The sequence below is a fragment of the Kitasatospora sp. NPDC056184 genome (assembly GCF_042268405.1).
GTDB lineage: Bacteria > Actinomycetota > Actinomycetes > Streptomycetales > Streptomycetaceae > Kitasatospora.
The window spans coordinates 13,714-28,673 of the sequence record NZ_JBHJUI010000022.1 but is presented as its reverse complement, the minus strand read 5'-3'; the positions used below and the strand labels follow the sequence as shown (position 1 = coordinate 28,673).

Sequence of the window (14,960 nt, the reverse complement as noted above, 5' to 3'; positions counted from 1 at the left end):
AACTTCGTGCCCGGGCGCTACCGGCCGCCGAGCTCCCGCAGCCGGGTCATGTCGATCATGCTGGTGTCGAAGAAGCTGGTCTCGTCCAGCCCCGCCTGGGTCTGCTGCGGCACCGGCGCGGGCGGGTCCGCGGGCTGCTGCGGGTAGCCGTAGCCGCCGCCGTACTGCTGCTGCTCCGGGTAGCCCTGCGGCTGGGGCGGGTAGCCGTAGCCGCCCTGCCGGCCGTCGCCGTACCCGGGCTGCTGCCCCTGCTGCGGGTAGCCTCCCCCGGCCTCGGGCCCCTGGTGCCCCCACTGGCCCCCGTACGGGTCCGCGGTCTGGCCGGCGGCCGGGTCGAAGCCGCCGCCGTACACCTCGGCGTACTGGGCGCCGCCCTGCTGCGCGGCCGCGTACTGGTCCGCGCCGGGGGCCTGCCAGCCGGCCGCGGCCGGGGTCTGCTCCGGCCAGGTCTGCTGCTGCGGCACCTCCTCGCGGTACCAGGCCAGCTCGGCGCCGTCCGCGTCCGCGGCGAAACCGGCCGCGACCGCCTCGGCGCGCTCCTTGGCCTGCTGCGCCTCGTCGGCGGCGGCCAGGTAGGCGCCGAGATCGTCGATCGGCCGCTTGCCGGTCAGCTTGTCGCGGCCCTTGCCGACCGCCTCCAGGGTCGCGCTGAGCACGTTCTCCAGGGTGGCGAGCTTCACATCGACGTACTCGTCGACCTCGGGGCTGGGGCTGATCCGCTGCGGCTGGAACTCCTCGCCGTCGGTCTCGCCCTCGTACTCGGTCTCGAAGACGCTCGCGTCGCCGCGCAGCTTGGTGCGGCCGCGGCCGACGGCGCCGAGCGTCTTGGTGAGCACGACCTCGAAGTTGGCGAGCTTGCTGTCGACGTAGTCGTCGGCCTCGGCGCGCTTGGTCTCGATCTCGGCCCGGGCCTCGGCGAGGATCCGGTCCGCCTCCGCCTGGGCGCGGCGGACCACCTCGGTGTCGGAGATCAGCGAACCGCGCTCGCTGTGCGCGCCCTGGATGATCCGGTCGGCCTCCGCCTGGGCGTCCGCGACCACGGACTCGTGGTCGGCCATCACCGACTGGGCCTGGGCCAGCTCGGCGGGCAGGGCCGCACGGAGGCCCTGGAGCAGTGCGATCAGCTCGGCACGGTTCACCACGCAGGAGGCCGACATGGGCATCGAGCGGGCGTTCTCGACGGCCGCCACGATCTCGTCGACCTTGTTCTGCACGTCCACGGGCGTTCGTCTTTCCGTGTGCCGCCGAGGTCCGGCGGAGGCAGCGCCCCGGCGCGGTGGACGTCACCGCGGGGCAGGAATACAGACTGTACGGCCCCTGCCCGGCGAGGTCACAACGCCCGCGTACGCCCGTCTTCGCACCTCTCGGACAAACCATGATGAACCGGCAGAAACGGACGGCCGGTCACCCCGGCCGCGGCTACTGCTGGGCGCGCCGCTCGGCGATCCGCTCGACCAGCCGGCGGTGCACCGTCTCCGGGAGCAGGTGCGAGACGTCGCCGCCGTACGAGGCGACCTCCTTCACCAGCGTCGAGGAGAGGAAGCTGTACGTCGGCGAGGTCGGCACGAAGAGCGTGTCGACGCCGCTCAGGCCGTGGTTCATCTGGGCCATCTGCAGCTCGTAGTCGAAGTCGCTGACCGCGCGCAGGCCCTTGATGATCGCCGGGATGTCCCGCTCGCGGCAGAAGTCCACCAGCAGGCCGAGGTGCGACTCGACCACCACGTTGCCGTACCGGGCGGTGCTCTCCTCGATCAGCGCGATCCGCTCCTCGACGCTGAACATGCCCTGCTTGTTGCGGTTGATCAGCACCGCGACGTGCAGCACGTCGTACAGCTTCGAGGCCCGCTCGATGATGTCGAGGTGACCGTTGGTGATCGGGTCGAAGGACCCGGGGCAGACGGCGCGGCGCATGGCGTGTGTGCTCCCTCGTGGGTGGCGGGAATCCTGCGGGCCCGGGCCCGCTAGGGGTGGTGGCGGGTCTCGGCGGCGGCGCGACCGTACCAGAGCGTGCCCTCGCCGTAGCGGCGGGAGCGCAGCACCTCGAAGCCCTCCGGCCAGCCGAACTCTCCACCGCGGGTGCTGCGCTCCACGGTGACGAGTGCATCCCCCGCGAGCCAGCCCCCAGCGAGGAGTGTGATCAGCATCTCGCGCACCTCGTCGTCGGTGACCGCGTACGGCGGGTCGAGGAAGACCAGGTCGTACGGGGCCTCCGGGGCGGGTCCGGCGATCACCTTCTCCGCCCGGGCGGCCTTCACCAGCGCGCCCGGCAGGCCGATCGTCCGGACGTTCTCCCGGATCACCCGGGCCGCCTGGGCGTCCGCCTCGACCAGCAGCACGTGCGCGGCCCCGCGCGAGAGCGCCTCCAGGCCGACCGCGCCCGATCCGCCGAACAGGTCCAGCATCCGGGCGCCGTGCAGGGCGGTGCCGCGCAGCGCCTCCAGCGTGGAGAACATCGCCTCGCGGGCCTTGTCGGAGGTCGGGCGGGTGCCCCGGCCGGGCGGTACGGCCAGCCGGCGGCCGCCGGCCGCCCCGGCGATCACGCGGGTCATGGTGGTGGGAGGTCCTTTCGTCGCTGCCCGACCACGCTATACGGCCGTGGCCCCCGCCGGTCCGCCCGGCGGGGGCCACGCTCACGCACTCAGGTGATCAGCTCGCCTCGGAACCGGCCGGCTGGGCCGGGACGGCCGCGCCGAGCAGCGACGGCGAGGCGTAGCGGGACCAGGAGAGGCAGCCGTCGGGCGGGCAGTACTCGGGGCGGCGCGGGTCGTGGCCGAGCTCGCGCAGCTTGGTGCGGACGGAGTCGGGCGTGCGGCCGAAGCGGGCGGCGATCCGGGCGACGGTCTCGCTGTCGTGGAAGCGCCGGACCAGCTCCTCCTCGTGCTGCGGCACCCAGGGGGCGCCGTGGCCGGGGTAGAGCTCGCGCAGCACGTCGCGGTCGGGGATGGGCTCGGAGACGTCGGCGACGATCGCCAGGGCCCGGAGCGCGCGGTTGAGCGCGATCCGCAGCGAGGCGACGTCCTCGACCGGCAGCCGCAGCTTGCCGGAGGCGAGCGGGGCCGCCGCGGCCCCCTCGCGCCAGCCGGTGAGGGTGAGGGTGACCTCGCGGTCGTCGTCGCTGGCGAGTTCGATCCGGAAGACCTTGTCGCCGAGCGGGAGCTCGTTGAGATGACGGAATGCCATGGCTAAACCCCCAAGTGTCGCGCCAGGGACGCACCTTGGGGGTGCGCCCTGAACACCTTCATTCTCTCGCGGGGGTCTGACAATCCGGGGTGCGCGGAGGGGCCCGTCAGCCCTTCTCCATGTAGGCCGCGCGGTCCTCGTCGAGCAGGCTCTCCAGGGCGGTGCGCAGGTCCGGGTGGGCGGCGAGGTCCGGGTCCTCGGCGACCAGCCGGGTGGCCTCGGCCCGGGCGGTGACGATGACCTCCTCGTCCTCCAGCACCGAGAGCACCTTGAGCGAGGACCTCACCCCGGACTGCGCCTGGCCGAGGACGTCGCCCTCGCGGCGCTGTTCGAGGTCGATCCGGGACAGCTGGAAGCCGTCCAGGGTGCCCGCCACCGCGTCCAGCCGGGCGCGGGCGGCACTGGCCGCCGGCATGTCGGAGACCAGCAGGCAGAGCCCGGGGGCGGAGCCGCGGCCGACCCGGCCGCGCAGCTGGTGCAGCTGGGAGACGCCGAACCGGTCGGCGTCCATGATCACCATCGCGGTGGAGTTCGGCACGTTGACGCCGACCTCGATCACCGTGGTGGCGACCAGCACGTCCACCTCGCCGGCCGCGAACCGGCGCATCACCTCGTCCTTGGCCTCCGGCGCGAGGCGCCCGTGCAGGATCTCCACCCGCAGACCGGACAGCGGGCCGGCGGTCAGCTTCCCGGCGGTCTCCACGACCGACAGCGGGGGCCGCCGGTCGCCCTCGGCCGCCGCGCCCTCGTCGGGCGCGTCGTCGAGCAGTTCCTCCAGGTCCTCGGCGCGGCGCTTCCGCTTCGCGCCCTTGGCGCCCTTCCGCTCCTCCGGATCCTCGTCCCCGATCCGCGGGCAGACCACGTACGCCTGGTGGCCCTTCTCCACCTCCTCGCGCACCCGCTCCCAGGCGCGGGTCAGGAAGTTGGGCTTCTCGACGGCCGGCACGACATGGGTGGAGATCGGCGAGCGGCCGGCCGGCAGCTGGTCCAGGACGGAGGTCTCCAGGTCCCCGAAGACGGTCATCGCGACCGTGCGCGGGATCGGGGTGGCCGTCATCACCAGCAGGTGCGGCGGCTGGTCGCCCTTGGCGCGCAGCGCGTCCCGCTGCTCGACGCCGAAGCGGTGCTGCTCGTCGACCACCACCAGGCCCAGGTCCTGGAACTGCACCTTGTCCTCGATCAGCGCGTGGGTGCCGATCGCGATCCCGGCGTCCCCGCAAGCCATGTCCAGCAGCGCCTGCCGCCGGGCCGGCACGCCCATCGAGCCGGTGAGCAGCACCACCCGCGTCCCCAGGTCGGCCCCGCCGAGCATGCCGCCCTCGGCGAGGTCGCCCATCATCTCCACGATCGACCGGTGGTGCTGCTGGGCGAGCACCTCGGTAGGCGCCAGCAGCACCGCCTGCCCGCCGGCGTCGACCACGGCCAGCATGGCGCGCAGCGCGACCATGGTCTTGCCGGAGCCGACCTCGCCCTGGAGCAGGCGGTGCATCGGGTGGTCGCTCGCGAGGTCGGCGGCGATCTCGGCGGAGACCTTCCGCTGGCCCTCGGTGAGGGTGAACGGGAGCCGGGCGTCGAAGGCGTCCAGCAGCCCGCCCGGGCGGGCCTCGCGCGGCTTGGCGGACAGGGCGGAGTCGGCGGCCCGGCGCTGGGCGAGGGCGACCTGCAGGACGAACGCCTCGTCCCAGCGCAGCCGCTCCTGGGCGCGCTCGCGGTCGGCCTGGCCGCGCGGGCGGTGGATCAGTTCGAGCGCCTCGGGCAGCGGGATCAGCCCGTGGCGCTCGCGCAGTTCGGCGGGCAGCGGCTCGCCGACGTCGGACAGGTGCTTGGTGAGCGCCGTCTCCACGCAGAGCGACAGCTTCCAGCTGGGCATCTGGGCGCTGGCCGGGTAGACCGGGATCAGCCGTCCGGCGAACCGGGCGGCGGCGCTGTCGCCGTCCGCGTCGTCGAGCAGCTGGTAGTCGGGGGAGGCCAGTTGGCGGGTCCGGTTGAACATCCCGACCTTGCCCGCGAACAGGCCCTGCGTCCCCGGCCGCAGCTCCTTCTGCCGCCAGCCCTGGTTGAAGAAGACCAGCGAGAGCCGGCTGCGGCCGTCGGTGACCACCACCTCCAGCCGGTCGCCCTTGCGGCCGCGGAACGGGATCAGGGTGACCTTCTCGATCCGGGCCAGCACGGTGACGTGCTCGTCGATCTCCAGCTCGTCCAGGCTGGTGAGCTGGCCGCGTTCGACGTAGCGGCGCGGATAGTGGTGCAGCAGGTCCCCGACCGTGCGCAGCTTGAGGCTGTCGGCGAGCACCTTGGCGGTCCGGTCGCCGACGAGCTTGGTCAGTGGTTCATCGAGAGCGCCCATCAAGGCCCCTGTTTACACCACCGGGCCGACAATCCGGGCGCTCACTCCACGCCGATCAGCAGCGGTGCCGACTCCTGCCCGCCGTGGAAGACCACCGCGTCCACCTCGGGCCGGCTGTGCCGGGCGTGCGCGACGAGGCCCTCGGCGAGGCCCTCGGGGGCGCCCTCGCCGAGGATCAGGGTGACCAGTTCGCCGCCCCCGCCGAGCATCCGGTCCAGCACGCTCCCGCCGACCTCGGCCAGGCCCGCGCCGATCACCGCGACGTCGCCGTCGATCAGGCCGAGCACGTCGCCGGCCTGGCAGACCCCGGCCATGGTCCAGGACTCGCCCTCGGCGACGGCGAGTTCGGCGTACCGGGTGGCGCCGGCCGCCGAGGTCATGGCGACCACGTCCTCGTCGAAGCGCCGCCCGGCCTCGTGCACGGCGAGCGCGGCCAGGCCCTGGACCGGCGAGCGGGTGGGCAGCACGGCGATCCGCACGCCCTCCTCGCGCAGCTGGTCGGCGGCGGCGCCGGCGGCGGCCCGCAGTTCCGGGTCGTTGAGCAGCAGCACCACCTCGCGGGCGGCGGCCCGGCGCACGGCGGCGGTGAGTTCGGCGCTGGCCGGCGGGCGGCCGGGCTCGGCGTGCAGGACGACCGCGCCGGCCTGCTCGCAGAGTTCGGCTAGGCCCTCGCCGGAGACCACCGACAGCACCGCGCGGACCGGCCGCTCGGGCTCGCCGCGGTCGGCGGCGGCGCCGGAGCGGGCGGCGGCCTCGGCGAAGTGGGTGATCCGGATCTGGTGCGGGCGCCCGGCCTCGACCCCGGCCTCCACGGCGGCGCCCGCGTCGTCGACGTGGACGTGCACGTTCCACAGGCCGTCGCCGCCGCCGACCACCAGCGAGTCGCCGAGCGCGCCCAGCCGCGTCCGCAGCGCGGGCAGCGCCTCGTCGGGCGCGTCCAGCAGGTAGATCACCTCGAACGCCGGGTGGCCCGGACCGGGCGGCCGCACGTGCAGCTCGCAGCCGCCCGCGGGCCGGACGTCCTCGCGCAGCGCGACCGGCCCCATCGGCTGGTGGCCGGCCACCGCGTCGGCGAGCGCCCCGAGGACGGCGACCAGCCCGCGGCCGCCGGCGTCCACCACCCCGTTCTCGGCCAGCACGGCGAGCTGCTCGGGAGTGTGCCGCAGCGCCTCGCGGGCGGCCCGGTAGGCGGCCTCGGCGACCTGTCCGAGCCCGTCGCCGGCCCGGCCCGCCTCCCGGGCGGCGGTCCGGGCGACGGTCAGCAGGGTGCCCTCGACCGGTTCGGCGACCGCCTGGTAGGCGGCGTCGGAAGCCCGCTGGAGGGCGGCCCGCAGCTGCTCGGCGCCGCCGCCGTCGGCGAGCTTCTCGGCGGCGCCGCGCAGCCACTGGGCGAGGATCACCCCGGAGTTGCCGCGGGCACCGACCAGGGCGCCGCGGGCCATCGCCCGGGCGGTCTCGGCCAGGCCGGGCGCCGGGCCGGGGCCCGGGTCGGCGAACCGGCTCTCCACCTCGGCGGCGGCCGACTCCACGGTCAGGTACAGGTTGGTGCCGGTGTCGCCGTCCGGGACGGGGTAGACGTTGAGTGCGTCGATCTCCTCGCGGGCCTGGCCGAGCGCGCGCAGCGCCAGCTGGCACCAGCTGCGCACGGCCGGGGCGTCGAGCGTGTGCAGCACCAGGTCTCCTCCGGAGTGGGACGCCGTGATGGCCTGAGGGTGAACGGCGAGGGGTGGTACCGGCAGGTTATCGGGGGCCGGGAGGCGGCGGCGGACACGGCGGTCGGAGCGATCACCCGGCCGGTCATGGTAGTTTCGTTGAACGGAAGCAAGCGTTGTATGCTCTTCCGGTTGCCTGGAACAGGTTCAGGCTCACCCCTTGGTCCGGTTCGGTTCACGTGAGTGCTCCACTGGTCTGCCGGGGTTGTCTCACGTAAATGATCTGAAGTCTTGGAGTGACTCCTGTGGCTGCCAACTGCGACGTCTGCGGCAAGGGGCCGGGCTTCGGCAACAGCATCTCCCACTCGCACCGCCGTACCCCCCGTCGCTGGAACCCCAACATCCAGACGGTGCGCGCTGTGGTTGGGCGGACGCCGAAGCGGCTCAACGTCTGCACCTCGTGCATCAAGGCCGGTAAGGTCTCGCGCTGACGCGCAGACCGGTGTGCCGGTCCTCCAGTAAGTCGGTTCATCCTCGGGTGGACCGGCTTTCTGTTGTTCCGGCATGCGATCGACCTTGCTGTGGGCGGGCCCTCGGGCCCGCCCACAGGCGTTTTCGCGCGGCCCCTCAGCGCCAGCGCCAGGCGTGGTCGACCGGTCCGATGCCGGCGCCCAGCGCGAAGCCGCCGGCGATCGCGCCGGTGATGTACTCCTTCGCCGAGGCCACCGCCGCGGGCAGCTCCTCGCCCTTGGCCAGGCCGGCGGCGATCGCGCTGGCCAGGGTGCAGCCGGTGCCGTGGGTGTGCCGGTTGTCGTAGCGCGGCGCCCGGTACCAGTGCTCCTCGCCCGCCCCGCCGTACAGCAGGTCGGCCGCCTCGCCGGGCAGGTGCCCGCCCTTGACCAGCACCCAGCGCGGCCCGAGGTCGAGCAGCGCCTTGGCGGCGTCCACCATCTGCGCCTCGTCCTCGACCACCCGGCCGGTGAGCTGCGTCACCTCGTGCAGGTTGGGCGTGGCGAGGGTGGCGACCGGCAGCAGCCTCTCCCGGACGGTGGCGACGGCCTCGGCGGCGAGCAGCGCGTCGCCGTGCTTGGAGACGCCGACCGGGTCGACCACGACCGGCGCGTCGACGCCGGCCAGCAGCTCGGAGACCGTCTCGACCAGCTCGATCGAGGCGAGCATGCCGGTCTTCACGGCCTGGACGCCGATGTCGTCGGCCACGCTGCGGAACTGGGCGCGGACGGCCTCGGCGGGCAGCTCCCAGTAGCCCTGGACGCCGAGCGAGTTCTGCGCGGTGACGGCGGTGATCACGCTCATGCCGTGGACGCCGAGGGCGAGCATCGCCTTGAGGTCGGCCTGGATGCCGGCGCCGCCGCCGGAGTCCGAGCCGGCGACCGTGAGAACGCGGGGAGGTGCGGTGGAAGACATGCGCCCAAACCTACGCGGTCACAGCACGGCCTCGGACTCCGCCCAGCGGTCCTCGGGGACGGTCTTGAGCCGGGTCACCGCGTCGGCGATCGGCACCAGCCGGATGTCGTTGCGGCGCAGCGCGGTGAAGTGGCCGAAGGCGCCCTGGTGGACGGCCTCCACGGCGTGCCAGCCGAACCGGGTGGCGAGCACCCGGTCCCGGGCGGTGGGGGTGCCGCCGCGCTGGACGTGGCCGAGGATGACCGGGCGGGCCTCCTTGCCGAGCAGGTTCTCCAGCTCGTGGGCGAGGCGGTTGCCGATCCCGCCGAAGGTCCGGTGCCCGAACCGGTCGACCTCGCCGTGGTCGAAGCGCATGGTGCCGGGCGTCGGGGAGGCCCCCTCGGCCACGGCGATGATGGCGAACTTCTTGCCGCGGGCGAAGCGGTCCTCGACCATCCGGGCCACCGCCTCGATGTCGAACGGCTTCTCCGGGATCAGGATGCCGTGCGCGCCGCCCGCCATGCCGGCGGTGAGCGTGATCCAGCCGGTGTGGCGGCCCATCAGCTCCACGACCATGACGCGCTGGTGGGACTCGGCGGTGGTCTTGAGCCGGTCGATCGCCTCGGTGGCGACGTGCACCGCGGTGTCGAAGCCGAAGGTGACGTCGGTGGCGTCGATGTCGTTGTCGATGGTCTTGGGGACGCCGACCACCGGCAGCCCGGCCTCGCTGAACATCCGGGCGGCGGTGAGGGTGCCCTCGCCGCCGATGGCGATCAGCGCGTCGATGCCGATGTCCCGGGCGAGGGTCTTGGCGTTGTCCACCGCCCACTGGATCCGGTCGCGCTGCACCCGGGCGGAGCCGAGGATGGTGCCGCCGAGGGTCAGCAGGCCGGTGACGTCGTCGTGCGAGACCGGGCGGGTGCGGCCCTCGATGAGGCCGAGGAAGCCGTCCTCGATGCCGACGATCTCGTCGCCGTGCACGTCGGTGCCCCGGTGCACCACGGAACGGATCACCGCGTTCAGTCCGGGGCAGTCGCCGCCGCTGGTCAGGACTCCGATTCGCATGGTGGTGGACTCTCCCGCTCGAAGTGGTTCAGACCACAGTGGTCCAGACCACCCGTGCGAACGACGGGTGGCCGGGCTGTGGGCCAAGCCTACGCACTCCCCCGCCCGGAGTCCCCGCCGCGCGCCGCGACGGGGGCGGCGCGCGCGAGGGTTGTCACTCCGCGAAGTGGTCCCAGCCGCCGACCCGGTCCCAGGCCTCGCCGTCCACCGTCACCCGGCCGCCGCGGGCCGCCCGGGCCCGGCCGACGACCTCGCCCACCACCCGCCAGCGGGCGGGCAGTTGGACCCCGCGCGGGAAGGTCGCGGCGATCGCGTGGTCCTCGCCGCCGGACAGCACCCAGACCAGCGGGTCGACCCCGACCGCCTGGCCGATGTCCGCCATCTGCGCCGGCACGTCGAAGTCGGCCGCCCGCAGGTCGATGTCCACCCCGCTCGCCCCGGCCACGTGCCCGAGGTCGGCGACCAGCCCGTCGCTCACGTCGATCATCGCGGTGGCGCCGAGCTCCGCCCCGGCCGGCCCCGCGTGGTACGGCGGCTCCGGGCGGCGGTGCGCCTCGACGAAGGCCCGCGGCGAGCGGAAGCCGCGCTGCAGCACCGTCAGGCCGGCCGCCGACCAGCCGAGCCAGCCGGTGACCGCGACCACATCGCCCACCTGGGCACCGGCGCGCGTCACCGGCGCGCGCCCCTGGAGATCCCCGAGCGCCGTGATGGCCAGCGTGATGGTGTCGCCGCGCACCACGTCACCGCCGACCACCGTCGCGCCGGCCACCTGGCACTCGTCCCGCAGCCCGTCCATCAGCTCGGTGGCCCAGGTGGTCGGCAGGTCCGCCGGCGCGACCAGGCCGAGCAGGAGCGCGGTCGGCACCGCGCCCATCGCGGCCACGTCGGCGAGGTTCTGCGCGGCCGCCTTGCGGCCCACGTCGTAGGCGGTGGACCAGTCCCGGCGGAAGTGCCGGTTCTCGATCAGCACGTCCGTGGTGGCCACCACCCGGCCGTCCGGGGCCTTCACCACGGCCGCGTCGTCGCCCGGGCCGAGGTCGACCGCGTCGGTGAGCGGTACCCGGGCGGTCAGCTCCCTGATGAGTCCGAACTCGCCGAGCTCGCCCACGGTCCCCTGCATCTGCCGTCCTCTCGGTTGCGCCCGGCGGGGCGCGTACGTCCTGCGGCCATGCCGCCTCCGCGCGCAGCGTACGCCCTCCGAAGGCACGGAGGTCTCCCCTCCCCGGCCCGCCGGGAGGTAGCGTGGTGATCAGTCTGCCGTGAGCCCCGTTCTCCCACCCGACGCCCGAGCGGGCGGTCACGGCGGTGATCCCCGTACCCAGCCGCCGGGAGGTCCCCGTGGTACAGGCCTACATCCTGATTCAGACCGAGGTCGGCAAGGCCAGCGCCGTCGCCGAGTCCATCGCCAAGATCCCCGGAGTCATCCAGGCCGAGGACGTCACCGGCCCGTACGACGTGATCGTCCGGGCCGAGGCGGACACCGTGGACGCCCTGGGCCGCCTGGTGGTCGCGAAGGTCCAACAGGTCGAGGGCATCACCCGCACCCTCACCTGTCCGGTCGTCCACCTGTAAGGCGCGCATACCATCGGCGGGTGACCCGAGAATCCCGAGCCCCCCGCTTCGTCACGGCACTGCCGGCCCCCGTCCGGTGGCTGGCGGTGCCGATCGCGCTCACCTGCACCGTCGTGGTGCTGATCGGCAGCTGGAGCGACCCGGTCGAGGCGAAGGTCGAGACGCCCCAGCCGCGCGGCAAGGCGGCCGAGTACTGCCGGGCGCTCGCCGCCGCCCTGCCCCAGCAGCTGCTGGGCCACGCCCGCAAGGACCCCTCCCCGGCCTCCCCGTACGTCGCCGCCTGGGACTCCTCGCCGCGCATCGTGCTGCGCTGCGGCGTGCCGCACCCCGAAGGACTGGTCGACGAGAAGCAGGCGGAGATCGCGCCGACGGTCAACGACGTCACCTGGTGGCCGGAGGAACTCGGCGACGGCGGCTACCGCTTCACCGCCACCCAGCGCGCCGCCTTCGTCGAGGTGACCGTCCCCGGCGGGGCCACCGGCAACCCGCTGGACGCCGCCGCCGCGCTCTCCGACGTGGTCAAGGCCGCCATCCCCTGACCGCGCCCCGGCGCACGCGGAGGGCGGTCCCGGGGTTCCGGGACCGCCCTCCGTCCGTTCGCGCGGCTACCGCAGGCCGGTCGAGCGGCGCAGCGCCGCCTGGAGCAGCCGGTCGATCAGCTCCGGGTAGGACAGCCCGGTGGCCTCCCACATCTTCGGGTAGGCCGAGATCGGGGTGAAGCCGGGCATGGTGTTGACCTCGTTGACCATCCAGCTGCCGTCCTCCAGCAGGAAGAAGTCGACCCGGGCCAGGCCCTCGCAGCCGAGCGCCTCGAACGCGGCGATCGCCTGCCGGCGGATCTCGGCGGTCTCCCCGGCGGAGAGCTCGGCCGGGATCCGGACCTCGGAGGAGTCGATGTACTTGGCCTCGAAGTCGTAGAACTCGTAGCCGCCGCCGACCAGGATCTCGGCCGGGACGCTGGCCCGCGGGCCGTCCTCGCCCTCCAGCACCGCGCACTCGATCTCGCGGCCGGAGACGCCCGCCTCGATGATCAGCTTGGGGTCGTGCCGGCGGGCCTCCTCGATCGCGGCGTCGAGGTCGGACAGGTCCTTGACCTTGGTGATGCCCATGCTGGAGCCGGCCCGGCAGGGCTTCACGAACAGCGGCAGCCCGAGGCCCGAGGCGCGCTCGCGGACGGCGGCGCGGCCCTCCTCGGTCTCCCACTCGCGCGGCCGGACCACGGTGTAGCGCCCGACGCCCAGGCCGTGCGAGGCCAGCAGGCGCTTGGTGAACTCCTTGTCCATGCCCACCGCGCTGGCGAGCACGCCGTTGCCGACGTACGGCACGCCGGAGAGCTCCAACAGACCCTGCAGGGTGCCGTCCTCGCCCCACGGCCCGTGCAGCAGCGGGAAGACCACGTCCACCTCGCCGAGCGCCTTGGGGGCGGTACCGGGCTCGCTCCAGACCACCTCGCGGCTGCCCGGGCCGACCGGCAACGCGACCTGGCCCTCGGTGGACTCGGCGACGTGGTCGACGTCCGGCAGGCGGCCGTCGGTGATGGCCATCCGGGCCGGCTCGTCGCTGACCAGCGCCCAGCGGCCCTCGTGGGTGATGCCGATCGGCAGCACCTCGTACTTGTCGCGGTCGATCGCCTTCAGCACGCTGCCCGCGGTCGAGACCGAGATGGCGTGCTCGGAGCTGCGGCCGCCGAACACGACGGCGACCCGCGGCTTCGCGGACGGGTTCTGGGAGGTCTGTTCGATGCTCATATCGCGACGAAGGGTACCCCGAGGCCCGTCGCCGAGCGGCGACCGACCCGGGCCCGCCTAGCGCCGTTCCGGCTTGGCCGAGCGGGACATCAGCGCCTGCAGCGCCTCCTGGGTGGGCCGGCCGTTGTGGACGACGTCCACCACCGCCTCAACGATCGGCATGTCGACGCCGTTGCGCCGGGCCAGGTCGAGCACCGACTCGCAGGACTTGACGCCCTCGGCGGTCTGCCGGGTGGCCGCGATGGTCTCGGCCAGCGACATGCCCCGGCCCAGGTTGATGCCGAAGGTGTGGTTGCGGGAGAGCGGCGAGGAGCAGGTCGCCACCAGGTCGCCCATGCCCGCCAGCCCCGCGAAGGTGTAGGGCTCGGCACCGAGCGCCAGTCCCAGCCGGGTGGTCTCGGCGAGCCCGCGGGTGATCAGCGTCGCCTTGGTGTTGTCGCCCAGCCCCATGCCGTCGGCCATGCCGACCGCCAGGCCGATCACGTTCTTCACCGCTCCGCCGAGCTCGCAGCCGATCACGTCGGTGTTGGTGTACGGCCGGAAGTACGGCGTGTGGCAGGCCGCCTGGAGCCGCTTGGCGACCGCCTCGTCGGTGCAGGCGACCACACTGGCGGCCGGCTGCCGGTTGGCGATCTCCCGCGCCAGGTTCGGTCCGCTGACCACGGCGATCCGCTCCGGGCCGACCCCGGCGACCTCGGCGACGACCTCGCTCATCCGCTTGACGGTGCCGAGTTCGATGCCCTTCATCAGGCTGACCAGGACGGTCTGCGGCTCCAGCAGCGGCGCCCAGGCCGCCAGGTTCTCGCGCAGCGTCTGCGAGGGCACCGCCAGCACCGCGAAGTCCGCCCCGGCCAGCGCCTCGGCGGGGTCGGTGGTGGCCCGGATCGCGTCGGACAGCCGGACGCCGGGCAGGTAGTCCGGGTTGGTGTGGGTGGCGTTGACGGCGTCCGCCAACTCCTGGCGGCGGCCCCAGAGGGTCACCTCGCAGCCGGCGTCCGCCAGGATCATCGCGAACGCGGTGCCCCAGGAGCCGGTGCCGAACACGGCGCAGCGGGTCACTTGGCGCCCTCCCCGTTCTCGTCGGTGCCGCGGGCCCGGTCCGGCCGGCGGGCCGCCGCGGCGGCGGCCCGCTTCCTGGCGGCCTCCCGCATGTCGTACCGCTCGGCGGGCGGCTCCTCGCCGCGGATGCCGGCCAGCACGGCGGTGATCGCCTCCATGATGTCCTCGGTGGCGTCCCTGAGCACCTGGGAGGTCAGCTCCTGGCCCCGGTACTTGCTCAGGTCGACGGGCGGGCCGGCCGCCACGACCACCCGGTGCCGCGGGAAGAGGTTGAACCTGGACTTCCCCGAACCGCCTCTGCCGTACGGCGGGATGATCTCGTGGGCGCCCCAGTGGGCGACCGGGATGACCGGCGCGCCGGTCATCAGCGCCACCCGGGCGACACCGCTCTTGCCGGTCATCGGCCACAGGTCCGGGTCCCGGGTGAGCGTGCCCTCCGGGTAGAACTGCACGCACTGGCCCCGGTCGACGGCGTCGATGGCCGCCTTGAACGCCTGCGCCGCGTCGGTCGACTCGCGGAACACCGGGATCTGGCCGGTCTTGCGGAGCATGAAGCCGATGAACGGGACGGAGAACAGCGAGGACTTGCCGAGGATCCGCGGCGGCCGCCCGCTGTTGTACTGCCAGTGCGCGTACACCACGGGGTCGATGATCGAGTTGTGGTTGACCGCGGCGATGAAGCCGCCCTCCTTCGGGAGGTGCTCCCAGCCCCGCCAGTCCGGCTTGACCAGGGCGGTCGTCACCGGCTTCACCAGCACGGCCGCGAAGCGGTACCAGAAGCCGTAGTCGGCGTTGCCGAAGCTGGCGTACGAGCGGCGGGCCACCCCAGGTCCTCCTCATCCGTGCGGCACGCTGGGGTGCCGCGGTCGATCGCGCTTCCGCGACCTCTCGGGGCACGGGCGCGGAACAGTCTCGCCCGACCGCTCACCGGCT

15 protein-coding genes are annotated in these 14,960 nt (G+C 73.9%); 3 read left to right on the top strand and 12 right to left on the bottom strand.

The genetic code is table 11. From position 1 onward, the window contains the following. Window positions 1-17: 17 nt before the first annotated feature. The 6 genes from ACFC0B_RS31865 to ACFC0B_RS31840 all read right to left on the bottom strand — a co-directional run bounded on the left by ACFC0B_RS31865 (window position 18) and on the right by ACFC0B_RS31840 (window position 7,200). Window positions 18-1,220, bottom strand: a complete 1,203-nt coding sequence (locus tag ACFC0B_RS31865) for an ATP synthase F0 subunit B (protein WP_376093706.1) — start codon at window positions 1,218-1,220, stop codon at window positions 18-20. Between the two features lie 199 nt (window positions 1,221-1,419). Beyond that, window positions 1,420-1,911 (bottom strand): pantetheine-phosphate adenylyltransferase, encoded by a 492-nt coding sequence (gene coaD / locus ACFC0B_RS31860; RefSeq protein WP_376093703.1) that lies wholly within the window; start codon window positions 1,909-1,911, stop codon window positions 1,420-1,422. 50 nt (window positions 1,912-1,961) lie between these two features. Beyond that, window positions 1,962-2,549 (bottom strand): 16S rRNA (guanine(966)-N(2))-methyltransferase RsmD, encoded by a 588-nt coding sequence (gene rsmD / locus ACFC0B_RS31855; protein WP_376093700.1) that lies wholly within the window; start codon window positions 2,547-2,549, stop codon window positions 1,962-1,964. A 97-nt stretch (window positions 2,550-2,646) separates the two neighbouring features. Continuing rightward, on the bottom strand, window positions 2,647-3,180 hold the full coding sequence (locus ACFC0B_RS31850; RefSeq protein ID WP_376093697.1) for a hypothetical protein: 534 nt from the start codon (window positions 3,178-3,180) through the stop codon (window positions 2,647-2,649). Between the two features lie 106 nt (window positions 3,181-3,286). Next, entirely contained in the window at window positions 3,287-5,527 is a 2,241-nt protein-coding gene (gene recG, locus ACFC0B_RS31845) for an ATP-dependent DNA helicase RecG (protein ID WP_376093694.1), read from the bottom strand. Between the two features lie 41 nt (window positions 5,528-5,568). Next, the gene (locus ACFC0B_RS31840) at window positions 5,569-7,200 is read right to left on the bottom strand and encodes a DAK2 domain-containing protein (RefSeq protein ID WP_376093691.1); all 1,632 of its coding nucleotides are present in this window, start codon (window positions 7,198-7,200) and stop codon (window positions 5,569-5,571) included. Window positions 7,201-7,484: 284 nt separating this feature from the next. On the opposite strand from ACFC0B_RS31840, the gene rpmB reads away from it, so the two are divergent. Then, complete coding sequence (rpmB, locus tag ACFC0B_RS31835; protein ID WP_073813963.1) at window positions 7,485-7,670, top strand: 50S ribosomal protein L28; 186 nt, start codon at window positions 7,485-7,487, stop codon at window positions 7,668-7,670. 136 nt (window positions 7,671-7,806) lie between these two features. Here the strand turns inward: rpmB and thiD are convergent, their stop codons facing one another. The 3 genes from thiD to ACFC0B_RS31820 all read right to left on the bottom strand — a co-directional run bounded on the left by thiD (window position 7,807) and on the right by ACFC0B_RS31820 (window position 10,768). After that, window positions 7,807-8,604, bottom strand: coding sequence for a bifunctional hydroxymethylpyrimidine kinase/phosphomethylpyrimidine kinase (gene thiD / locus ACFC0B_RS31830; protein ID WP_376093688.1), 798 nt, complete (start codon window positions 8,602-8,604; stop codon window positions 7,807-7,809). Between the two features lie 18 nt (window positions 8,605-8,622). Further along, window positions 8,623-9,648 (bottom strand): 6-phosphofructokinase, encoded by a 1,026-nt coding sequence (locus ACFC0B_RS31825; protein ID WP_376093685.1) that lies wholly within the window; start codon window positions 9,646-9,648, stop codon window positions 8,623-8,625. A gap of 154 nt (window positions 9,649-9,802) precedes the next feature. After that, window positions 9,803-10,768, bottom strand: coding sequence for a thiamine-phosphate kinase (locus tag ACFC0B_RS31820; RefSeq protein ID WP_376093682.1), 966 nt, complete (start codon window positions 10,766-10,768; stop codon window positions 9,803-9,805). A 218-nt stretch (window positions 10,769-10,986) separates the two neighbouring features. On the opposite strand from ACFC0B_RS31820, the gene ACFC0B_RS31815 reads away from it, so the two are divergent. Next, entirely contained in the window at window positions 10,987-11,220 is a 234-nt protein-coding gene (locus ACFC0B_RS31815) for an Lrp/AsnC family transcriptional regulator (protein ID WP_376093679.1), read from the top strand. Window positions 11,221-11,240: 20 nt separating this feature from the next. Beyond that, entirely contained in the window at window positions 11,241-11,759 is a 519-nt protein-coding gene (locus tag ACFC0B_RS31810; protein ID WP_376093676.1) for a DUF3515 domain-containing protein, read from the top strand. A 66-nt stretch (window positions 11,760-11,825) separates the two neighbouring features. Here the strand turns inward: ACFC0B_RS31810 and ACFC0B_RS31805 are convergent, their stop codons facing one another. The 3 genes from ACFC0B_RS31805 to ACFC0B_RS31795 are packed head-to-tail and all read right to left on the bottom strand — an operon-like array spanning window position 11,826 to window position 14,851. After that, window positions 11,826-12,968 (bottom strand): D-alanine--D-alanine ligase family protein, encoded by a 1,143-nt coding sequence (locus ACFC0B_RS31805; protein ID WP_376093673.1) that lies wholly within the window; start codon window positions 12,966-12,968, stop codon window positions 11,826-11,828. Window positions 12,969-13,025: 57 nt separating this feature from the next. Next, entirely contained in the window at window positions 13,026-14,027 is a 1,002-nt protein-coding gene (locus ACFC0B_RS31800; protein WP_376093670.1) for an NAD(P)H-dependent glycerol-3-phosphate dehydrogenase, read from the bottom strand. Beyond that, window positions 14,024-14,851, bottom strand: a complete 828-nt coding sequence (locus ACFC0B_RS31795; RefSeq protein WP_376093667.1) for a lysophospholipid acyltransferase family protein — start codon at window positions 14,849-14,851, stop codon at window positions 14,024-14,026. The genes ACFC0B_RS31800 and ACFC0B_RS31795 overlap by 4 nt, the downstream gene beginning before the upstream one ends. Window positions 14,852-14,960: the final 109 nt, after the last annotated feature.